18 protein-coding genes are annotated in these 20345 nt (G+C 65.1%); 5 read left to right on the top strand and 13 right to left on the bottom strand.

What is annotated here, in order from left to right; translation table 11 throughout:
- Positions 1-246: 246 nt before the first annotated feature.
- The 4 genes from J8F10_RS27965 to J8F10_RS27950 all read left to right on the top strand — a co-directional run bounded on the left by J8F10_RS27965 (position 247) and on the right by J8F10_RS27950 (position 4211).
- Positions 247-1263 (top strand): DUF1559 family PulG-like putative transporter, encoded by a 1017-nt coding sequence (locus tag J8F10_RS27965; protein WP_210659626.1) that lies wholly within the window; start codon positions 247-249, stop codon positions 1261-1263.
- A gap of 408 nt (positions 1264-1671) precedes the next feature.
- Complete coding sequence (locus J8F10_RS27960) at positions 1672-2256, top strand: CDP-alcohol phosphatidyltransferase family protein (RefSeq protein ID WP_210659625.1); 585 nt, start codon at positions 1672-1674, stop codon at positions 2254-2256.
- A 139-nt stretch (positions 2257-2395) separates the two neighbouring features.
- Entirely contained in the window at positions 2396-3286 is an 891-nt protein-coding gene (locus J8F10_RS27955; RefSeq protein ID WP_210659624.1) for a hypothetical protein, read from the top strand.
- Positions 3287-3524: 238 nt separating this feature from the next.
- Positions 3525-4211 (top strand): FHA domain-containing protein, encoded by a 687-nt coding sequence (locus J8F10_RS27950; RefSeq protein ID WP_210659623.1) that lies wholly within the window; start codon positions 3525-3527, stop codon positions 4209-4211.
- An 11-nt stretch (positions 4212-4222) separates the two neighbouring features.
- Here the strand turns inward: J8F10_RS27950 and J8F10_RS27945 are convergent, their stop codons facing one another.
- The 9 genes from J8F10_RS27945 to J8F10_RS27905 all read right to left on the bottom strand — a co-directional run bounded on the left by J8F10_RS27945 (position 4223) and on the right by J8F10_RS27905 (position 14053).
- Positions 4223-4873 carry a hypothetical protein gene (locus J8F10_RS27945; protein ID WP_210659622.1) on the bottom strand — a complete coding sequence of 217 codons (651 nt, stop codon included), beginning with the start codon at positions 4871-4873 and terminating at the stop codon, positions 4223-4225.
- 9 nt (positions 4874-4882) lie between these two features.
- Positions 4883-8401, bottom strand: a complete 3519-nt coding sequence (gene dnaE / locus J8F10_RS27940) for a DNA polymerase III subunit alpha (protein ID WP_210659621.1) — start codon at positions 8399-8401, stop codon at positions 4883-4885.
- 329 nt (positions 8402-8730) lie between these two features.
- Complete coding sequence (thpR, locus tag J8F10_RS27935) at positions 8731-9306, bottom strand: RNA 2',3'-cyclic phosphodiesterase (protein ID WP_210659619.1); 576 nt, start codon at positions 9304-9306, stop codon at positions 8731-8733.
- An 86-nt stretch (positions 9307-9392) separates the two neighbouring features.
- Positions 9393-10379 carry an adenosine kinase gene (locus J8F10_RS27930; RefSeq protein ID WP_210659617.1) on the bottom strand — a complete coding sequence of 329 codons (987 nt, stop codon included), beginning with the start codon at positions 10377-10379 and terminating at the stop codon, positions 9393-9395.
- The gene (locus J8F10_RS27925; RefSeq protein ID WP_210659615.1) at positions 10376-10780 is read right to left on the bottom strand and encodes a type II toxin-antitoxin system PemK/MazF family toxin; all 405 of its coding nucleotides are present in this window, start codon (positions 10778-10780) and stop codon (positions 10376-10378) included. The genes J8F10_RS27930 and J8F10_RS27925 overlap by 4 nt, the downstream gene beginning before the upstream one ends.
- 6 nt (positions 10781-10786) lie before the next feature.
- Positions 10787-11263 (bottom strand): hypothetical protein, encoded by a 477-nt coding sequence (locus J8F10_RS27920; protein WP_210659612.1) that lies wholly within the window; start codon positions 11261-11263, stop codon positions 10787-10789.
- Between the two features lie 21 nt (positions 11264-11284).
- On the bottom strand, positions 11285-12910 hold the full coding sequence (locus tag J8F10_RS27915) for a glutamate--tRNA ligase (RefSeq protein WP_210659610.1): 1626 nt from the start codon (positions 12908-12910) through the stop codon (positions 11285-11287).
- Between the two features lie 118 nt (positions 12911-13028).
- On the bottom strand, positions 13029-13535 hold the full coding sequence (locus J8F10_RS27910) for a MaoC/PaaZ C-terminal domain-containing protein (RefSeq protein WP_210659609.1): 507 nt from the start codon (positions 13533-13535) through the stop codon (positions 13029-13031).
- A 110-nt stretch (positions 13536-13645) separates the two neighbouring features.
- On the bottom strand, positions 13646-14053 hold the full coding sequence (locus J8F10_RS27905) for an acyl-CoA thioesterase (protein WP_210659607.1): 408 nt from the start codon (positions 14051-14053) through the stop codon (positions 13646-13648).
- Positions 14054-14124: 71 nt separating this feature from the next.
- On the opposite strand from J8F10_RS27905, the gene J8F10_RS39325 reads away from it, so the two are divergent.
- Entirely contained in the window at positions 14125-14691 is a 567-nt protein-coding gene (locus J8F10_RS39325; protein WP_246523617.1) for a hypothetical protein, read from the top strand.
- An 8-nt stretch (positions 14692-14699) separates the two neighbouring features.
- Here the strand turns inward: J8F10_RS39325 and J8F10_RS27895 are convergent, their stop codons facing one another.
- The 4 genes from J8F10_RS27895 to J8F10_RS40420 all read right to left on the bottom strand — a co-directional run bounded on the left by J8F10_RS27895 (position 14700) and on the right by J8F10_RS40420 (position 20343).
- Entirely contained in the window at positions 14700-17084 is a 2385-nt protein-coding gene (locus tag J8F10_RS27895; protein WP_210659605.1) for an ATP-binding protein, read from the bottom strand.
- Positions 17085-17281: 197 nt separating this feature from the next.
- On the bottom strand, positions 17282-17998 hold the full coding sequence (locus tag J8F10_RS27890) for a 3-keto-disaccharide hydrolase (protein WP_210659603.1): 717 nt from the start codon (positions 17996-17998) through the stop codon (positions 17282-17284).
- A 115-nt stretch (positions 17999-18113) separates the two neighbouring features.
- The gene (locus tag J8F10_RS27885; RefSeq protein ID WP_210659602.1) at positions 18114-18368 is read right to left on the bottom strand and encodes a hypothetical protein; all 255 of its coding nucleotides are present in this window, start codon (positions 18366-18368) and stop codon (positions 18114-18116) included.
- A gap of 25 nt (positions 18369-18393) precedes the next feature.
- The gene (locus J8F10_RS40420) at positions 18394-20343 is read right to left on the bottom strand and encodes a hybrid sensor histidine kinase/response regulator (RefSeq protein ID WP_210659599.1); all 1950 of its coding nucleotides are present in this window, start codon (positions 20341-20343) and stop codon (positions 18394-18396) included.
- Positions 20344-20345 lie beyond the last annotated feature (2 nt).

The following is a 20345-nucleotide window of genomic DNA, read 5'->3' as shown; positions in this document are numbered from 1 at the left end:
CACTTGCTTGTGCTCCACCCCTCGGTTACAACTAATTCCACTCGCGGCTCACTCGTTCTCCGAACCGATTCCTCACGGTTTTTTGCTCACTCTTTCCTAACCCGGTTTAGTTCCGTTGAGGCCGCGATACCTCTCATTCGTTCGTTAAACGGTATTAGGTCGCAGTTACTCGCAGTTGCGCCAAAGTTCGCAAAACCGTTGACGAGTATTTTCCATTTTTTGTTCCTCTTTCTCGAGGAGTGCCCCATGAGGCGCACGCAGAAACGTTCCCGACAGGCATTCACGCTGATCGAGTTATTGGTGGTGATCGCGATTATCGCGATCCTCATTGGACTGCTGCTCCCCGCCGTCCAGAAGGTCCGCGAGGCCGCGGCCCGGATGAAGTGCAGCAACAATCTCAAGCAGATTGGTCTCGCTGCGATGAACTACGAATCGGGGAACGGGATTCTCCCGACGGGTGGCATCGTGGGCGGCACCAACTTCGGGACGTATTCCTCGTACCCCGGATCGCAGGCCAGCACAATGGCCTTCATCCTGCCCTACATGGAGCAGGACAACGTATTCAAGCAGTTCCCGCAGGCGTACTTTACGACGCCCTCGACTGTCGCTCCGTGGGCGTACAGCACGGCTCCGTACAGCTCGGACGGCAACCAGACCGGCCCGCTCCCGGGAACCCAGGTCCAGATCAAGACCTACGAGTGCCCGTCGGACAACCCGAACCAGAACGCGTCGTCCGGAATGATCGACTTCTACGCCGCAGGCGATAACTGCACAAACACGTTCAACACAGGTAGTGTGTGCATCGACTACATCTACGATCTGACCGGTACGATGGCCGCCCGGCAGCCGGGGGCCGGTAACTACATCGGTTGTGCGGGTGGGCTCGGGGGCTACATGGGGCTCGCCAACGACAGTTACCGCCTCTACCCCGGCATCTACTACGTAAACTCGAAGACGAAGCTGACCGACATCTCCGACGGCACATCGAACACCCTGGCCTTCGGCGAGACACTGGGCGGGAACGGCATCACCCGCGACTTCCACATGGCCTGGTTCGGGGCCAGCGGGATGCCGGTCGCGTGGGGCCTCCAGGACGCCAGTTCGTCCCAATGGTACACGTTCTCGAGCCGCCACACTGGAGGGATCGTACTGTTCTCGTTCGGCGACGGCTCCGTCAGAGGGCTCCGTAAAGGCATCAGCACCGCCGCCTACCGCGCTATCGCTGGTCGCGCCGACGGCTACGTGCTGACCGAGAACAACTGATCCGCCAACGATCAATCACAACCCGGAGGACAGGGCTCTTTTGCCCCGTCCTCCTTAAACCGTTCTTATTCCGCACCTGAGGTGGTTACCCGTGTTTATCCGTCGACTTCTGGCCGCCGCAATGTTCGTCCTACCGGTCCTCGTGCTTGCGGGTTGCGGGGATTCACCCAAAACGTCTCCTCAACCGGCCTCAGCTCCAGTCGGTGAACTAAAGACTGGAAAAGACAAGGGGCGCGGCGCACCGGCCCCCCCTCCGATCGAACCGATCAAGTGAGCCGTTACTGGACTGAGTTGTAAGAGCCGCCCACGCACTCCGGCCGCAGACGCGCTCTGCGGCCGGTGTCGTTTCTCCTCTCATTCGCGACAATGATCCCGCGCCCGTCGCTTCGGCCGTTGATAGGGTATCCCATGTCCGCGCCTCCCGTGCCCGAATCACTTCTGAACGCCCCTAACCTGCTTTCGTTCGCCCGCGTCCCGCTCGCGGTGGTGCTGTTCGCGTGCATTGTTCACGGCGCGTGGCTCGCGGGCCTCGTCGTCTTCCTCGTCGCGACCGCGACCGACTGGTTGGACGGGTGGTGGGCACGAAAGTACGGTCCGCTCACGCTCGTGGGGCGCAACCTCGATCCGCTGACCGATAAGGTCCTCGTGTGCGGGACGTTCATTTATCTGATCCCCGTGGAGCCCGCCGGCATCGATCCGTGGATGGTGACGGTGGTGGTGTGCCGCGAGTTGCTGGTGACGGGCATCCGCGGAATGGTAGAAGCCACGGGCAAGAAATTCGGCGCGGACTGGTTCGGCAAATTGAAGATGGCGCTCCAGTGCGCCGTGCTGATCGGCGTGCTACTCATCCGCTGGCTCGACACGCTTCCGGGCACGGCGGACGTGCTCGCGGTGCTGACCCCGGTGCAACGGGTGCTGCTCTGGGCGATGCTCGCGGCGACCGTCGGGAGCGGCGCCCAGTACGTCGTGAAAGCTGCTAAGCTCTTGCGCTAACGCACCACCGGAACTCGATCCGTTGACCGAGCGGGAGCGGTTCCGGCGAATTTCCCGTGTAACCATCACCCATCATGTCGGCGTTCTCGTCGTATTAGCGGGCACCGCGCCCGCGCTCCACCGAGTAACAGGGCGACGCATGTTCGTTCCGGTCCACTGCACCAGTTGCGATAAGCCGTTCCAGGTGCCCGACGAAGCGCTCGGCAGGCCGACCCTGTGCCCGTGGTGCCAGGCCGTGGTGACCGCACTTCCCGTGACACCTACGGTCGTTGAACCGGCCCTCGCACCTCCCGGTCCGCCCCACACACCGGAACCGCCGGCGCCCGTCATCCCGGTCGCGAAGTTGGTCGAGCCGCGGCCGCTCTCGCTCGACGAAGACGTGCCCCCGAAGCCGAGGGCGCGCCGCGCCGCGCCGCACACAAGCGCGAAACCGCGCGCCGTCCTGGTCACGATCGTGATCGTTGCGGCGCTGGCGATCACGGTCGTGGTAATGGGGTTGACGGTCGCCGCTCTCGGGTACGGGTCCGGGCGCGTGTCGGAGCGCGGGTGGACAGAGTACACTCCGCCCGACGGTTCGTGTTCCGTTCTGCTCCCCGGGCGCCCCACAGAAGAGGACACGGGCGCGAGCACGGCCGAGTCGATCACCGGCGGAAAGCGATTCACCTCCGAAGGGTGGTACACGCGCTCGACCGCGTGGCTGGCGTGGGGCGACCTGGACCCGGGGTTCGCCGCGTCGATCGCGGCCGATAAGGACAAAGTTTTCACCGCCTCCGCGATTCGGACCGAACTGGATCGCGAAAAGGCGCGACTCGAGGGCACCGTCACCAAGGAAGCCGAGATCCGGTTCAAAAATGCGTGGGGGATCGAGGTCCACATGGATTCGCCGCGCGGGAAGGTTGTCGAGTGGCTGATCCTCGTGACCGAGGGCGGGCGCCCGCGGCTCTACGTGTACGGCGTCCGGGCGAAAAACATCGCGCACGACAGTGCGGTCGTCCGCCGGATGTTCACGTCGTTTAAAGTGAATGATTAGGTCGCGTGCGGCACGTCGTAATTCCGGCGCGTGAAGCCTTGTTTTCTGAAGGCCCGTGGGTTGAAATGGCTGTGCCCACGGTGAAATTGACACGCCCGCCTGAAACGCGGACAATAACCCGTAGGGACGAACATCCCATCCGTGGTTTTTACGCCCGGCCCGAATTGGTTGTGCTATACCACATCCATCGGGCCTCCCGCTTCTAATCGGGTCTGGGCGCTGGCACAGGATCCTTTCAATGCGCACCGTTACCTTCCTGGTTCTCGAAGGGGTCGATAAGGGCCGGGTCTACAAAGACCTGCCCATCCCCGTCACGATCGGCCGGGAAGAGGGCAACGGCCTTCGACTCAACGACGAGCGCGTCAGCCGGTTCCACGCCAAGGTGCAGGTCGAAGACAACGACATCATCCTGACGGACCTCGACAGTACGAACGGCACGCGGGTGAACGGCACCGCGGTCCAGATCCGGCGCCTGCGCCCCGGCGATCAAGTTTCGATCGGCCGGAGCATGTTGCTCTTCGGGACGATGGAAGAGATCGCGGCACGCAAGGCCGCCGTGCCCGCCAACAACGCGGGCGGGCAGGTGCAAACGATCCGGGCCGACGAGCTCCAGGCCGCGTCCGGGCGCGTCTCGGTGGCCGACAGCCAGCGCACGGTCGCTCCGTCCCCGCCCCCGGCGGGCGGGTGGACTGCGTTCGACGACGACGTCCCGCCGCTCCCGCAGAAACTCACACCGTCGCAAGCCGCTCGCCTCGCCGAAATCCTGGACTATCTGCACAAGGGGCTGACCACGGCCGTCGAGAACATTGACGCGAACGAGGACGGCACCGAGGTGCGGATCGGGTTCGCCGAGTGGCAAACGATTCAGGCCGTGCAGATGCTCCTCGCGCGCTACGCTCGCACCATCTCCGAACCGACCGCGTAAGGCTCATCGACTCAGACGATGCGGAACCCCATCGCCGCGAGTTCCGTAACAACCGCGTCCGAATCGCGATCCGGTCCCAATAGCCGGACGCACTCGCGCGTGATTTCGTCACCCGAAAGCAACTCCGCAACGGCTCCCGTATCTAAGACCCATTTGTACGTTTCCCGAAACTCACCAACAAAGTCGCGGAAATAGTTACACAGCCAGCCCAGGATGTACCCTTCGCCATCCGCGTCCCCGTAATCTCGTTCCGGGTACTCGATGTGTCCTTTCTGCCAACACTTGGTAACGGTCTGATTCCACAAACAGAACGTGACCTCTCGGAGATCGAACTCGGGCTCGAAGGGGTTCGCACGGATCGCGGCCATCAACGACTCGGGGAGCGATTCGTACACACCGGGCCACGCGCGGAAATCGTTCCGCCCGGTGTTCGCGTGGGGGCTCATCGGTGACTCGTGGTCAAAGCCGAGGATCACGCTCCCGGTCGGGTGGAACAGGAAGTGGCCACTGTTCCCGGCAAAATCCCCCCATCGAGCCACCGCGGTGCTACCCACCACACGGAACGTGTGGTCGCATTCCCCGTGCAAAACGGACACCGCAGCCATTCCGCGCAGGACGTCGCGCAAGTCGGCGGGCGTCAAGAATTCGACCGTAACCGGCATACCGGTGCCCTACCGCGAGAAAATGATCGCGCCCGGCCCCAACAGCATCTCCAGTTCTTCGAGCTTCAGTGCGGCCGGGTTAACACGAAACTCGTCACTGAGCTTCAACTGCACCTGTTTGCCGTTCGGGTCGCGGACGTTCATGTACACCGGGCACGGCCCCTTATGGCGCTTCAAAATGAGGCTCACCGCGTCCAGTTTTCGCAGCGTCTCTTCGTCCTCGGTGTAGGCGAGTTTCAGCACCATGCTCTTGGTGAACTCGGCCCGGGCCTCGTCGAGCGTGATGATCTTCTTGATGGCGAAGTCCGGCTCGGCACGGTCCGCGGCCCAGTTCAGCACGCCCTCGAACACCGCGACCGTGTCCGAGTCCACTTGGTCCTTGAACCGCGAATACTCGTCGGACCACATGATGCAGCGCACGGACCCGGTGAAGTCCTCGATGCGGAACATCGCGTACTTGCGGCCGATGTTGCGGCCCTTGTTCGCGGTGCGCACGTCGAGGTTCGTAATCATCCCGCCGATGCGGGCCTCGGTGCCGTTCTTGCCGCCCTTCGCGAGGTCGCCCGCATCGTGCGTGCGGAACCGGCGCAACTGCTCGTCGTGCTGCGCGAGCGGGTGGCTCGAAATGTAGAAGTCGAGCGCCTCTTTCTCGAACTTGAGGCGCTCCGTCTCCGGCCACTCGGGAACGTCGGGTAGCCCGTGGTGCTTCGCGCCTCCATCGTCCGCGCCGTCGTCGCCCTCGAACAGATCGAGGAAGCTCTTCTGCCCGCGGCGCTTCTCGGACGCCCGCTCGTCGGCCGCCTGGTACGCCTTCGCGACCGCCGCGAAGTGCGCCGCGCGCCTGCCGAACACGTCGAACGCCCCGGCCTGGATCATCTTCTCGACGGCGCCCTTCTGCACGATGCGCCGGTCGATCCGCTCGCAGAAGTCGAACAAGTCCTTGAACTTCCCGCCCTCGTTCCGGGCGCGAACGATTTCCTGCGCGGCCCCGCGCCCCAAACCCTTGATGGCCGTGAGGCCGAAGATGATGCGGTTGTGCTGCACGTCGAAGTCGGCCAGCCCGCGGTTCACGTCCGGCGGGAGCACATCGATACCGAGCTTCCGTGCGTCGGAGATGTGGTCGATGAACACGTCGCGCTTGTTCCCGTCATCGATTTCCGACGAGAGCAGCGCGGCCATGTATTCCGCGGTGAAGTGGGCCTTCAGGTACGCCGTCTGGTACCCGATCTGTGCGTAGGCCGCGGTGTGTGATTTGTTGAAGCCGTAGCCGCCGAACTTCACGATCAGGTCGAAGATTTCTTCGGCCTTTTCCGCGCTCATGTCCCGCTGCGTCGAGCCCGCAATGAAGTCGGCCTTGCGCGTGTTGATGATCTCGAAGTTCTTCTTGCTGATGGCCTTGATGCACGCATAGGCTTTGGCGAGTTCAATGCCCCCCATGCGGTTCAACATCCGCATGATCTGCTCCTGGTACACCATGACGCCGTAAGTCTCGCTCAGCACCTCTTCCATGATCGGGTGCGCGTACTCGGGCTTCTTGCGGCCGTTCTTGCACTCGACGTACTCGTCCACCATGCCGCCCTCGAGCGGGCCGGGGCGGTACAGCGCGAGCACCGCGATCAGGTCGCGGATGTTGTCCGGCTTCATCCGCTTCAGGAGCTCGCGGATGCCCTCGCTTTCGAGCTGGAACACGCCCTTGGCGTCGCCGCGCTGGAGCAGCCGGTACGTCTCCGGGTCGTCGAGCGGGAACGTCATCGGGTCCACGACCTGACCGCGGGTCTTCTTGATGAGCTTCACGCAGTTGTCGAGGACCGTGAGGTTGCGCAACCCCAGGAAGTCCATCTTCAGCAGCCCGACCTTCTCGAGGATGCCCATTTCCCACTGGGTCGTCATCGTGGTCGCGTCGCTGGAATTGTCGTCGCCCTTCTTGGGCGGGCGCTGGACCGGCACGTAGTTCGTGACCGGGCCGTTCGCGATCACCACGCCGGCCGCGTGCGTGCCCACGTTGCGGTTCGCCCCTTCGAGTTTCAGGGCGATGTCGACCACTTCGCGGATCGAGGGGTCCTGGTCGTACTCGCGCTTGAAGTCCGGCGACTCGTCGAGCGCCTCCTGGAGGCTCTTCGAGATCGCCCCCTTCATCGGGACGAGCTTGCACAGCGCGTTCATGCGCTCCGGGGTCTGCCCCAGCACGCGCCCCACGTCCTTGAGCGCGGCCTTCGCCGCGAGCGTACCGAACGTGCCGATCTGGGCGACCGACTCGACGCCGTACTTCCGCTTCACGTAGTCGATGACCAGCTCGCGCCGCTCCTGGCAGAAGTCGATATCGATGTCGGGCGCCTCGGACCGGTTCGGGTCGAGGAACCGCTCGAACAGCAAGTCGTACTCGAGCGGGCAGACGTGGCTCATGTACAACAGGTAGCAAACGATCGCCCCACAGCCCGATCCGCGGGCCGTACACGGGATGCCCTCCTCGCGCGCGAACCGGACGAAGTCCCACACCACGAGGAAGTAAGTGGGGAACCCCATCTTGTTGATGATGCCGAGCTCGTGGTCCAGGCGCTTGCGCACCGCCTCGCTCGGCTCGGCCCCGTACCGTTCGTACATGCCCCGTTCGCACAGCTCGCGCAGGTACGCGTCGGGCGTCTTCTCGTCGGGCGTGACGAACACCGGGAAGTAGCGCTTCTTGAAGTCGATGTCGATGTCGACTTTGTCCGCGATCTCCTGGCTGCGCGCGACGGCGTCCGGGTGGTTGGGGAAGAGCCGGTACATGTCCTCCGGGCTGCGGACGAAGTACGGGTTCGCCATCCGCTCTTCGGGGTACTTCTTCTTCCGCGGGTCGTGCATCTGGCGCGTGTTGATGCAGAACAGCACGTCGTGCGCCTGGGCGTCCTCGGAGCACAGGTAGTGCGCGTCCGCGGTGGCCACGAGCGGCACGCCGAGCTTGTTCGCGATGTCCGCGGCCACCGGGGTACATTGGTCCTGGAGCCCGATGCCGTTGTTCTGGATCTCGATGTAGAAGTCTTCACCAAACACCTTACGGAACCATTTGGCGGTCTTCTCGGCCTCGTGGGGCTTGTCCTTGATGATGTACTGGTTGAACTCGCCCGCCAGGCACCCGCTCAGGCACATGATGCCTTCGTGGTACTGCTCGAGGATCTCTTTGTCGATGCGCGGGTTGCGGTAGAACCCTTCCAGGTACGCGATGCTCGACAGCTTGATGAGGTTCTTGAGCCCGGCTTCGTTTTTGGCGAGCAGGGTGAGGTGCGTGGAGAAGCCGAGTTCGCCTTTGCTGTCGCGCTCCAGGCGCGAACCCGGCGCCAGGTACGCCTCGTACCCGATGATGGGCTTGATGCCGCCCTTCTTGCACTCCATGTAGAACTCGATGGCGCCGTACAGGTTCCCGTGGTCGGTGATGGCGACCGCGTTCATGCCCAGTTCTTTTGTCTGCTTCACCAGCGGCGGGATGCGGTTGAACCCGTCCAACATGCTGTAGTGCGTGTGCAGGTGCAAGTGGCAGAAGCAGCGGGCCATTCGTGGCGTCCTGGTGAGTCGGAACAGTGAACGGGCGGACAAGCGAGTTCACTTGTTATACCTCGCCCGCGCCGGGAGCGGAAGGTGAACAGCCCACTCCCGGCGCGGGTGTGCGCGGGTGGTAGCGGACTTGATGTATGTGCAGATTGCGTATAGCCGTTGGCACGAGCGCGGCCAAAAGGTCAGCGCGCGGTGGCTTCCGAGGGAGGAGCCGCACCGAAAATGTGTGCGGAACTTGAGGGATTAATTATCGGGTGAAAGGAACCGAGGTGCTCGTTCTCGAGCACGGAGTTGAAGACGGGCGGGCCGCGTAACCCGCGACCCCGGTTCTACTTTCCCGTCAGCGGCGCGCGGCCCATAACCGTGTACACCGGGCCGTCGCGGTCCATCTCGCTGCTGTACACTATCACCTCACCGACCGCGACCCGCCCGCCCTGCCACGCCATCCGCTTGGGCAGTTCGGCCACGAGCGCGACGCCATCTTCCGGGCTGTTGATGCGCCCGAGCGTGAGGTGCGGCGTGTACCCGCGCTCCTCCGTGCGGTAGCAGCCCAGTTCCAGCATCTCTTCTTCGAGCGCCGTGTACAGCCGTTGGAGCGGTTCCGCGCCGTCGGTGACGCCGCCCCACAGCACCTTCGGGCGCCGGGGGTTCGGGAACGCCCCCACACCGGATACCCGGAGTGAGAACGGCGCTTCGCCCGCGGCGACCGCTTTCACGGCCTTGCACACCGGGTGCAGTTCGCGGTCGTCCACTTCGCCCAGGAACAGCAGTGTGATGTGCATGCTCTCCGGCGCCGTCCACTTGACCCCGGCGCTGATTTTCGTCAGTTCCTTCTGGAGCGCAACGGCGCTCCCGCGAATCGCGTCGCCAATGTCGATGCCGATAAACGTTCTCGTTCGTCCCATGTGCGTGATGCTTCGTGTTTCGTATTCGGGGTAAGTCGGGCCGGGCGTTCGTGTTGGGTACCAAACACGGAACACAAACCGCGCGGCTAAATACACGCCTCGCGCCAGTAATCGCGAGCCCCGTGGTGGAGCCGGGCGCCGATCTGGGTAATCACCTTCATCGCGAGGAAGTTCGCGGCGCGGGCCGCCTTCTCCGCGGCGATCCCGTGCGTGATCCCGTAGAGGAACGATCCCGCGAACATGTCGCCCGCGCCGGTCACGTCGATCGGCTTGCACGCGAACGCCGGAACGTGGTGCTCCGCCCCGTGGTACCGGAGGAACGCGCCGTTCGGCCCGTCGGTGACGACCGCGTTCGGAACGACGCCCTTCAAGTTCGCGAACGCGACCTCGGCCGTGCTCCCGCCCGCAATAGCCATTGCTTCGGTCGCGTTGCAGAAGAGCAGGTCGCTTTGCTTGAGCGCTCCGTGGAACGCTTCGCCGAACACTTGCGGAACGAAGGCGTCGGAACACGTCAGCGCGACCTTCGTTCCGCTCGCCTTCGCCGCCTGGAGCGATTCGCGGATCGCGAGTTGACCGGTCGCGGGGTTCGCGAAAATGTAACCCTCCACGAAGAGCCACTCGCTCGCGGCGATCTTCTCCACGGGGACGTGGCGCGCGGCGAGGTGGCTCGAGACCGCGAGGCACGTCCGCATCGTGCGCTCGGCGTCGGGCGTGATAATGCTCACGCAGGTGCCGGTCGTTTCGCCCACCAGCGGCGGGTTCGCGAAATCGATGTCCAGTTCGCGGAACTCTTCGCTGTAGTGGAGGCCGTAGCGGTCGTCGCCGACGCACCCGATGAACGCCCCCTTGCCGCCGAGTTGCGAGCACGCGATGACCGAGTTCGCCACGCTCCCGCCGCTCACGAGGCGCGGCTCGCGCCCGTGGAACGCGGTGAGCAACTTTTGCTGCTCCTCGTACTCGGTGAGGCGCATGGTGCCCTTCTCGAACGCGAGCGGCCCGAACTCCGCGTCACTGAGCTCGAGAAGGATATCGACCAGCGAGTTGCCGAGGCCGATCAGGTGGAACTCTTTCATGAATTCGGTTCTGTCTCTGGGGGTGTTTGGTTCGCCGGGCCACCTTGTATCGCGCGGACAATCTCCAAGATACGAGCCATCTCCGCGAACGGCACAATCCCGCCCAGATCGCCGGCCCCGAGCGCGGCGACCGGCACCACCACGAGCCACGAACACACGACCACGTTCCGCCGGTTCAGTTTTGTCCGCGGGTGGCCGTCACGGTGCCACGGAACCTCGACCGACACGTTCGGTGGCGACTGATCCGTCTGTGAACTCAGCGCTGCGACAACAACTTCCCCCTCGGGGTGAATTTCGGCAGTGGGCGTCAGAACGACGGTCGGGCGCCGCTTCGGGTTCCGTCCTTGCGGATCGAGTAATTCCACCCACACGATCCGACCTTGCTGGAGGGGCGAACTCACGGCGGTTTACTCCGGCGTCGCGAGTTTGTCGGTGACCTCGTCGTACCACGCTGGCGGCGGCGGGTTCTTCGCGGCCAGTGTCTTGAGTTGGTCGTTCGGGAGCGAAACCCGCTCGAGCAGGATCGCTTCGAGGTCTTCGAGCGTTTGCCAGCGCGGGAAGAGAAAGTCGTAGTGTTCTTGGAGTCGGTCGCGGAGCCGCGGTAGGCGGTCCGCGAGTTCCGCGTGCGGGTACTCGCCCGGGAATCGGCTCAGCAGCACCGAGTAACCGTCGAGAACTTTGAGGTGCCCCGTGAGTACCGCTTGGTAGTCGTCGCGCGCGGCCTGCAGATCCTCGGCCGAAGCGCGCTGAAGCGCCTGACGGCAAACCTGGTCCCAGGCATCGATTAAATGCCGAACGCCGCGCTCGAAGAGGAACCCCGGCTCCTCGAACCAAAAGAAGGGGGGAAACGGTCCCGCGAGTTCGCGTAACATCGGTGTGACCATTCCCGCCCTCCTCTACTCATTTTACGTCATCTTGATGGCGCTCTCAATCCGCGCCAGCACCTTATCGCGCCCGAGGAGCGCGAGCGTTTCCGGCAAGCTGAAGCCGGTCGTCTCGCCCGTCACCGCGACCCGAACCGGGCCGTCGAGATCCTTGGGCTTCACACCGAGTTTGGTCGCGAAGCCCATGAACGACGCCAGGATCGTCGGCGCATCGAACGGCTCCAGGGCACGGAGTTCGTCCGCGAACCCGCGGAGCCGGTCCGCGACGCCGGGCTTCGCGAGCTTGTCGGCGACCGCCTTCGGGTTGTATTCCGGCACGTCCTTCAGGAGCGGGGCCGCGTAAAACACGAAGTCGGACAACAGCTTGATGCGATCCGCCGCGGTTTCCGCGATCTTCAGGAGAAGAGCACGCGCTGCGGGATCGACCGAATCGCTCACGAGTCGCGCGCGGCGCAGGTGCGGCAGTGCTCGCTCCAGTTTCTCCACCGGCGAGAGCAACTTCATGTACTCGCCCTGGAGCCACATGAGCTTCTTCGCGTCGAAGTTGCCGGGCGCTTTCGTCACGCGGTCGAGACTGAAGTTCTTCAGCACTACATCGAGCGGGATGAACTCACTCTCAGCGTCCAGCGACCAACCGAGGCGCACGAGGTAGTTCATGACTGCGGCCGGCAAGTAGCCGAGGGCGCGGTAATATGCCAGCGTACTGAGGTTCAGGTCGTCTCGGCCCTTGATCTCGTCATCGGACCATCCACACGCTTTCAACGCGGCGATCTCGTACTCGGAAAGCGGTGGTTGGTTCCGCTTACTCATCTTCTCGCTCTTCTTCGTCACCGGGTTGATGCTGTTGACAAGCGGGAGGTGCGCGAACTCCGGCACGTTTGCACCCATCGCCTTGTAAATCAGAATCTGCGGCGGCGTATTCGTGAGGTGTTCCTCGGCACGAATGACGTGCGTGATGCCGAAATCGATCTCGTCCACGACCGTGGCGAATGGGTAGACGGCGCGCGGCACACCGCTCGCGTCAGGCTCGCGGAGCAAAGTCACGTCGCGAAGTGTGTCGGTACTGAACTCCAGTGGCACAAGAAGCGCGTTCTTCTTCTCGCCGTCGTCCTTCCTGTCGCTGCGAACGTGATCGTCGAAGACCACCTTCTCGCCGGTCGGCACCTTCAGTAGGATCGCGGCCGGCTTCTCCTTGTACTGGCGCAGGTTCTCCTCCGGCGGCACGTCGCGGTTGCTGCCGCGATGCACATACGCCTGTTTCAACCGCTTCGCGAGGTCGCGCCGGCTGTCCTGCTCCGCCTGCGTGGTGTAGTCCGGGTACGCCTTGCCCTCGGCCATCAGTTTCATCGCGGCCGCGACGTACCTGTCGTTGCGCTGGCTCTGGAAGTACGGTTTGTGCGGACCGAAGCTGTCGCCGCTCGCATCCTTCGTCGGCCCTTCGTCCCAGTCCATGCCGAGCCAGTCGAACCCATCGAGGATGGGCTTCACGGCTTCGGCGCGGTTGCGGGCCGCGTCGGTGTCATCGATGCGGAGGACGAACTGGCCCCCGTGGCGCCGGGCGTACAGCCAGTTGAAGAGGGCGGTGCGAACGCCCCCGATGTGCAGGTAGCCCGTCGGGCTGGGCGCGAAGCGTGTGCGAACTGTCATGGCGGTGCGGAGCCGTCGAAACTCGGAACGGAAGACCAAATGCAAGGATACGAGAAGCGCGTAGAAGGTTCGAGTTCGTGTGCCCGCTTCCCCATTCCCGGCCCCGAGCTCCGCTCGGTCAGTTGTTCGATGCGGGGGTCGGTTCCGATTCGCGGGCGGCGGCTTCGCGGGCCGGGGTGCGGCACTCGACGAGCGTAATCACCTCGCCGTCCTGCACCACTTTGCCGTCCTGGTTGATGATGGACCGGTGCCAGAGCACTTCCCCGCGGCGGCCCCGCCCGCGCACCGTCTTTTCCTTGACGCGGCTCACGTTGTGGATGGTATCGCCGATGAACACCGGCAGGCTGAAGTTCCACCCGCTGACCCGGAGCATCGCGATCGTGCGGACCGGCGGCGCGATGATGCCCAGGCCGCTGGCGATGCAGAAGACCGCGAACCCGTGCGCGATGGGCCGGCGGAACGGCGTGCCCTTGGCGAACTCGTGGTCGATGTGGATCGGGTTGAAGTCGCCGCTGAACCCGGCAAAGTTCACGATGTCCGCGTCCGTGACCGTGCGCCCACCGGACGTCCACTCCTGGCCCACTTCCAGGTCGTCGAAGTAGAGGTGGAACGAGGAAAAACTCATTGTGCGGCCCCGTATTTCGGCAGTGCGCGAACAACAGTTTGTATACGTGTCTCAGCGCGACGGAACAAGGTGAACGACGAACCTACTCACAAGAGCGGCGGGTTCGCCGTTCACGCTTGCGGGAACAGTTCCACCGGCTTGCGCTCGGGGGTAGACAGGTCCACGCCGACGAACACCCCTTCCGCGGAGGTCACGTGAATCGTGTCCGCGCCACGCTCGGCGTAAACCTCGATGTGAACGGTCATTGACGTGCGCCCGACCCGCACCACGGACGTCTCGAACCGCACCACGTCCCCGACGAGTACCGGCTTCTTGAACTCGACGCGGTTGATCGCGACTGTAACGAACGACGCCTTCGGGTTCCCACCTCGGAGCTGCAATTCGCGCTGGGCGGTGATCGCTCCGGCCAAGTCGATGTACGACAGCAGCACGCCGCCGAAGATGGTCCCGTGCCGGTTCGTGTCGCGGGGCATCATCGGGACTTGTACGGCGATATAGGGCGTCGTCGGCTCGGACATGCGGACTCCTGGTTCGTGCGCGGTGATGGTAAACTGCGGAACCGACCGCGCTAGGACCAGAGGGAACGCCTGTGACCGAACAAGAGTGGCTGACCAGCACCGATCCGACGCAGATACTGGAGTTCCTGAAAGGGAATGCGAGCGATAGAAAGCTAATTCTCTTTGCAGTCCACCACTGGTCTGACGAAATGGCTGCAGACGACGAGTGGTATCAGGAGATCGACACCATTACGGAGGAGGTCATCGGCGGGAGGGAGGATTTGTCTCAGTTGATTCGCATGTTCGGTGCCTTCGACTTTGAAGTTTTCAACCCGGCACCACACTGGTGGGCAACCGTCGTTATCAGAAGGACTCAGGCTCACCCGTCACAGGCACGGGCCTTAGAATCACAGAGCCTCCGGTGCATCTTCGGCAACCCATTCCGCCCTGCGGTCGCCAATCCCGCTTGGTTCACATCCACCGTCCTGGCCCTCGCCACCGGCATCTACGAAGACCGTGCCTTCGACCGCCTGCCGATTCTGGCGGACGCACTTCAGGACGCCGGGTGCGAGAACGCCGACATCTTGAACCACTGCCGTTCGGACGGGCCACACGTCCGAGGTTGTTGGGTGATCGATCTGCTGCTTGGTAAGTCCTGATCGCACCCTCAGCCGCTCCCGTCGAGGACGGTCCGCACCTTGCGTGCCAGGGACTGCGGGGTAAAAGGCTTCTGTAAGAAGGCGTCGGTCGCTGCGACGATCCCGTGCCGGACCACCGCGTCGTCCGTGTACCCGCTCACGTAGAGCACCTTCAGGTCCGGGCGCTGCGCGCGGATCGCCTCGGCCGCGGTGCGCCCGTTGGCCCCCCCGGGCATCACCACGTCGGTCACCAGAATGTGGATCGCCCCCGGGTACGCGGCCGCCACCGCGATCGCCTCCGCCCCGTTCGTCGCTTCCAGAACCTTGTACCCCTGGCGCTCGAGGCTCAGCCGGGCGAGCCGCCGGACCCCGTCCTCGTCCTCCGCCACCAGCACCGTCTCCGTGCCCCGCGCGACCGGCGCCTGCTCGTCCGGTCGGTTCCCGGGCCGGGCCTCCGTCGTCGCCGGGAGCAGGATTTTGAACGTCGTACCCACGCCCACTTCACTGTACACGCCGACGTGCCCGCCGTGGGTCTGAACCACCCCGTACACCATCGCCAGCCCCAACCCCGTCCCCCGGCCCGTGGCCTTCGTGGTGAAGAACGGCTCGAACACCCGCGCCTTCACCTCGTCCGTCATCCCCTCGCCGGTGTCGGAAACCGCCAACTGAACGTACCGCCCGGGCACGAGGTCCGGGTACGCGGGCACGTCCGCCTCGCCCAGGCGCACGTTCCGCGTTTCGATCGTCAACCGCCCCCCGTGCGGCATCGCGTCCCGCGCGTTCACCGCCAGGTTCATGACGACCTGCTCGAGCTGGTTCAGGTCCGCCCGCACGGGCGCGAGGTCGGGGGACGGGGCGGTGGCCAGGGTCACGTCCGCGCCGATCAGCCGGCCGAGCAGTTTCGCCGACCGGGTGACCACCTCGTTGAGGTCCAGGACCTGCGGTTCGACGATCGCCTTGCGGCTGAACGTCAGCAGTTGCCGCGTCAGGCCCGCCGCCCGGTCCCCGGCGTCCCGGATCGCCTCCGCCGCTACACGGTCCGAGTTCGTGTGGGGCCGCGCCGTGAGGAGCACTTCGCAGTACCCGTTAATGATCGTGAGTAGGTTATTGAAGTCGTGCGCGACCCCGCCCGCCAACCGCCCCACGGCTTCCATTTTCTGGGCCTGCCGGAACTGCTCTTCGAGCTTCTTGCGCGCGGTCGCGTCGCGCACCACGACTGTGGAGTGCGCAGCGCCCCCCAACTGGAACGCGGCCACCGACAGTTCGGCGGGGAACGTCGACCCGTTGCGCCGCCGGCCCTCGACCTCGCGCCCGATCGCGTTCTCGGCCGGCGCCCCCGTGCCGTTCGCGCAGAGCGGGGCCGCCACCAGTTCCTTCATCGGGCGCCCGACGAGTTCGCCCTCCGTGTACCCGAACGTCCGGTCCGCCGCCGGGTTCGCGGACCGGATGACGCCGTGCCGGTCCACCGTGATGACCGCGTCGGGCGCGCTCCCCATCACCGCCCGGAGCACCTCGGCGCGCTCGCGGGCCTCCTCCTCGGCGCCCCGCAGCCGCCAGTCGAGGGCGTGAACGGTCAGCCCGGTCCAGACCACGAGGGCCGTGAACAGGGCACCGGCCGACACCACCATGAGTGCCAAACCGAACGCGGTGTCGTAGTACCCGGCCCGCTCGCCCGCCAACCGCACCCAGCCGAGCGCGAACAGGCCCACCGCGGCCAGGGGCAGTTGTCGGCGGATGACGAGCCCGCCCGCGGTCCCGCTCGCGACCACCGCCACGACCCCCCGGCGCGGGCGCGCGGCGAGAACGCCGAGGGCCAGCAACAAGAACGTACCGGCGGCGTGCGCGGACACGGCGGAGAACGGCCGGACGCGGTACAGGGCCGTCACCCCGTAGGCGTAGCCAGCGAGGACAATCAGCGCGAGGGCGGCGACCAACAGGGCCGGCAGGTGCGCGGGCGTCAGCCCCCGAACGGGAGGCGCGTCGAGGAGCAGGAGGGCCAACCCGAGCAGGACGAAACTCGTGGCGGTGGCCGGCGCCATTCGGCCCGGGTGGGGAGACGGGGGGTAGGCGGGGCCGACTGGGGCGAGCAACTGGTCGATTCCGAGTTCGGTATCGGCCAAGTACTGCGAGAGGGTCAGGAGCCCGAGGGCCACAACGAGCACGGCCGCCAACCGCCCCGTCCACTGATACGTTCCGCCAGAAACGGAAAGAAACAAGGCAATTCCGGTTGCCAGGAACCCACTGGCGGTGTTGGCTTTCATGACGCCGAGGCCGGGCAAGAACGTCGTAAGGGTGTGAACGTCGAATGCCCACCCGGTTAAAACGATCGCACTGATCGCGACGGCGGCGACGGCAGCGGCCCGACTGAAATAGTGGAACCGGTCGTCGGGCACGGCGAGCGGGGGAGCGGTCATAGTGGGCGGCCGTGGCGCGATCCCGATCGTCGGGCGTGGGACGGAGGATGACATGAAATGTGACGGCCGGGTCTCGCGCGGTTAAGGGTACCACAGAGATCGGCCGGTGCAAAACGTGAACCCGAATGAACATCGGGTTCTGTGGACGTTTTTGAGATCGATTCGGCGATCCCGCCGACGGTACCGGTTGGTTCGCGTCACTTCACGGTGATCAGTTTGTCTTCCTTCGGGAAGGTTTCCAGCACAAGTCCCTTGAACTGGACCTCTTGCGGCACCGTGTTCGAGTGCAACTGGAGGCCGATCGGGGCTTCCTTGATACGGTCCGGGAGCGGGTCGCGCCAGTCCACGACCGCGGTACCGTTGACCGCGACGCGGACGCGGTTCCCCTGGGCCAGAATCTCGATGTCGTTCCAGTCGTGCTGCTTGCCAACCTTCTTCGCCGGTCCGCCGTCCACCGGGAGGCTGTTGCGCCCGAACAGGTCGTACATCCCGTACCCGGACGGGAACATGACCAGGTGCCCCGCGTAGGTGTGCTTCGTGCGGTCCTTCTCCGGGTCTTTGCTCACGTCCGGCTTCACTACGCCCCAGAAGCACACGCCGGAGTGCATTTCGGACGTGACCAGCTTCGACGCGAACGTGAGCCGGAAGTCGGTGTACTTGTTCTTCGTCAGCAGGTACGTGCTGAACTTCAGCGGGTCCGTGTTCTTCGCGACGATGATACCGTCCTTGACCGACCACAGATCGGAATAGCCCTCCCAGCCGTCGAGGGTTTTGCCGTCGAAGAGTTTGATCGTCTCGCTCTTCCCCTCGTGGGGCTTCACGACCGGGGCCTCTTTCGGGGCAGCGGGTTTCTTTTCTTGACCGATCGCGACATTGGAAGCGAGCACGAGCAGTAGCGGAACGAAGCAGCGCATGTTGAAGGGTTCCTGGCAGGGGGAGAGAATCGGGCACCGGCCGGATGATACCACCCGCGGCGCGGCCCGGGGCGCGCGAATTACGAAATGTGTGACGGTGGTCGTTCCGGCCCGGTTACTCACCGGTGAAGCCGTACTCGGTCCTCATACGTGCGCGCACGGCGGCGGGCGGGCCGGCACCGTAACCGGACGCGATGATGCGCCCGTAGGCGTTCAGTTCGAGTTCGCCCGCGGACGCCCGCTGGAACGCGGTCCGCTTCGCCGGATCGACCAACAGGAAGTACCACGCCGCGCGCCCGGTCGAATCGTTCCCGCGCACGAGGAACACGTTGCCCGCCCGCTCGCGCCGGACCCGGTCGGCGAAACTCATAACGACCTCCTCCGGGCGTTCCGAACTACGACCCGACGGCATCGAGTACGATCTTTAACAGCTCGTCGGCCCGGAACGGCTTGCGCAGGAACCCGGCCAACCCCTTCCCCTCGAACCCGGACGTCGCCTCTTGCGCGGCGAACCCGCTGGTGAGGACCACGCGGGCGTCCGCCCGCAGGCGCCGCATCTCGCGGTACGCTTCCGCGCCGCCGAGCCGCGGCATGGTCAGGTCGAGCAGCACGAGAACGAACTCGTGCGGCTCGGCGGCGAACGCCTCGACCCCGGCGCGCCCGTCGCGGGCGACCGTCACCGCGAACCCGACGAGCTCGAGTATCTTGCGGGCGAACACTTGTACGTCTTCTTCGTCGTCCACCACGAGCACCCGGCGCCCGCGCCCGGCCAGCGCCGGGAGCACCGGGGCGGGCGCGGGCGCCGCGCCGGGGTGATCGAGGGCCGGGAAGAGCACCTTGAACGTGGTCCCCTTACCCAACTGTGAGTACACTTTGATCGCGCCCTTGTGGGCACGAGCGATGCCCTGCACGGCGGCCAACCCCAACCCGCGCCCGGTGAATTTGGTCGTGAAGAACGGGTCGAAGATTTTCGCCCGCACGTCGTCGGTCATCCCGCACCCGGTATCGGACACTTCGAGGTACACGTACCGGCCCGGTACGAGTTCCTCCACGGCCTGGATCTCGGCCAGGTACCGCGCGTCCGCGTCGATCAGCCCGGTGGTCAGCGTGATGACCCCGCTCCGTGGTTCGATCGCGTCCGACGCATTGGTGATGAGGTTCATCACGATTTGCCGGAGTTGGGTCGGGTCGGCCTGAACCGATGGGAGCCCGATCGTTAGATTGTACTTGAGAACGGCCCGCTTCGAGAGCGCCGTCGCCAGGAGCTGGCTCATCTCCTGGGTGAGGGCGTTCAGATCGACCGGGTGAACGACGAACTGCCCGCGCCCCGCGTAGGCGAGCATCTGCTGGCACAGTTCGGCCGCGCGCTGGGCCGCGGACTCGATCCGCTTCAGGTCCTCGCCGATCGGGTCGTTCGGGGGGAGCCGCATCCGGCTCAGCGAGGCGTACCCGAGCATCGCGGTGAGCAGGTTGTTGAAGTCGTGCGCGATCCCCCCGGCCAGCACCCCGAGGCTCTCGAGCTTCTGCGACTGGAGCAACTGCCGCTCGTACTTTTGCTGCTGCTCCTTCGCCCGCAGGTCGGCCTCCAGTTCGCGCCGCGCGTCCTCCGCGGCCCGGCGATCGGTCACGTCCCGGCCGACCGCCTGCACCTCGACCAGTTCGCCGCCCGGCGCGTAGAACCCGCGGTTCACGAACTCCATCCAGCGCATCCGCCCGGCCCCGTCCCTCAAACGGTTCTCGATCCGGACCACCGGATTGGTCGGCGCCATCGTCGCGAGTTCGGCCTCGATGTGCGCGCGGTCGTCCGGGTGGGCGATCGGCTGCCAGTGGTGCCCGAGCAGCTCATCGGCGCGCATCCCGAACACGTGGCAGTACACGTCGTTGACGAACGTGATGGTCCCGTCCGGGCGGAACCGGCACACGACCTCCGTCTGATCCTCGACGACATTGCGGTACCGTTCCTCGCTCTCGCGCAGGGCGCACTCGGCGCGGGACTGGGCGGTGATGTCGGTCGCGGTCGCGAGCACCCCCGCACCGCCGGGCAGCGCGGTGAGGTTCACGAACAGGGCCACGGGGCCGGCCGGGGACGGGAACTGCAGCGAGTGCGAGTACGGCTCGCCCGATGTACAGACGCGCTCCAGGTTCGCATCGATTTCGGCCGCGAGTTCCGGCGGCAGCCCGACCTCCGTGACCTTCAGGCCGAGTAACCGGTCCGGGGGGCGGCCGATCATGCGGCACCCGGCGGGGTTCACGAACGTGTGGCGCCCGTCGCGGTCGAAGCCGACCACGGGCGTGGGGAGCAGATCGAAGATCGCTCGGAAGGTATCGTTCGTCGAGTCGGGCACGT

The sequence above is a fragment of the Gemmata palustris genome (genome assembly GCF_017939745.1).
GTDB classification, from domain to species: domain Bacteria; phylum Planctomycetota; class Planctomycetia; order Gemmatales; family Gemmataceae; genus Gemmata; species Gemmata palustris.
Note: the sequence above shows the minus strand (reverse complement) of the source record. Positions and strands in the feature narration are given on the sequence as shown.

What these genes read in the sequence shown, in the direction of transcription:
- J8F10_RS27965 (WP_210659626.1), top strand. Translation starts at nt 247, where the DNA reads ATGAGGCGCACGCAGAAACGTTCCCGACAGGCATTCACGCTGATCGAG.
- J8F10_RS27960 (WP_210659625.1), top strand. Translation starts at nt 1,672, where the DNA reads ATGTCCGCGCCTCCCGTGCCCGAATCACTTCTGAACGCCCCTAACCTG.
- J8F10_RS27955 (WP_210659624.1), top strand. Translation starts at nt 2,396, where the DNA reads ATGTTCGTTCCGGTCCACTGCACCAGTTGCGATAAGCCGTTCCAGGTG.
- J8F10_RS27950 (WP_210659623.1), top strand. Translation starts at nt 3,525, where the DNA reads ATGCGCACCGTTACCTTCCTGGTTCTCGAAGGGGTCGATAAGGGCCGG.
- J8F10_RS27945 (WP_210659622.1), bottom strand. Translation starts at nt 4,873, where the DNA reads ATGCCGGTTACGGTCGAATTCTTGACGCCCGCCGACTTGCGCGACGTC.
- dnaE (WP_210659621.1), bottom strand. Translation starts at nt 8,401, where the DNA reads ATGGCCCGCTGCTTCTGCCACTTGCACCTGCACACGCACTACAGCATG.
- thpR (WP_210659619.1), bottom strand. Translation starts at nt 9,306, where the DNA reads ATGGGACGAACGAGAACGTTTATCGGCATCGACATTGGCGACGCGATT.
- J8F10_RS27930 (WP_210659617.1), bottom strand. Translation starts at nt 10,379, where the DNA reads ATGAAAGAGTTCCACCTGATCGGCCTCGGCAACTCGCTGGTCGATATC.
- J8F10_RS27920 (WP_210659612.1), bottom strand. Translation starts at nt 11,263, where the DNA reads ATGGTCACACCGATGTTACGCGAACTCGCGGGACCGTTTCCCCCCTTC.
- J8F10_RS27915 (WP_210659610.1), bottom strand. Translation starts at nt 12,910, where the DNA reads ATGACAGTTCGCACACGCTTCGCGCCCAGCCCGACGGGCTACCTGCAC.
- J8F10_RS27910 (WP_210659609.1), bottom strand. Translation starts at nt 13,535, where the DNA reads ATGAGTTTTTCCTCGTTCCACCTCTACTTCGACGACCTGGAAGTGGGC.
- J8F10_RS27905 (WP_210659607.1), bottom strand. Translation starts at nt 14,053, where the DNA reads ATGTCCGAGCCGACGACGCCCTATATCGCCGTACAAGTCCCGATGATG.
- J8F10_RS27895 (WP_210659605.1), bottom strand. Translation starts at nt 17,084, where the DNA reads ATGACCGCTCCCCCGCTCGCCGTGCCCGACGACCGGTTCCACTATTTC.
- J8F10_RS27890 (WP_210659603.1), bottom strand. Translation starts at nt 17,998, where the DNA reads ATGCGCTGCTTCGTTCCGCTACTGCTCGTGCTCGCTTCCAATGTCGCG.
- J8F10_RS27885 (WP_210659602.1), bottom strand. Translation starts at nt 18,368, where the DNA reads ATGAGTTTCGCCGACCGGGTCCGGCGCGAGCGGGCGGGCAACGTGTTC.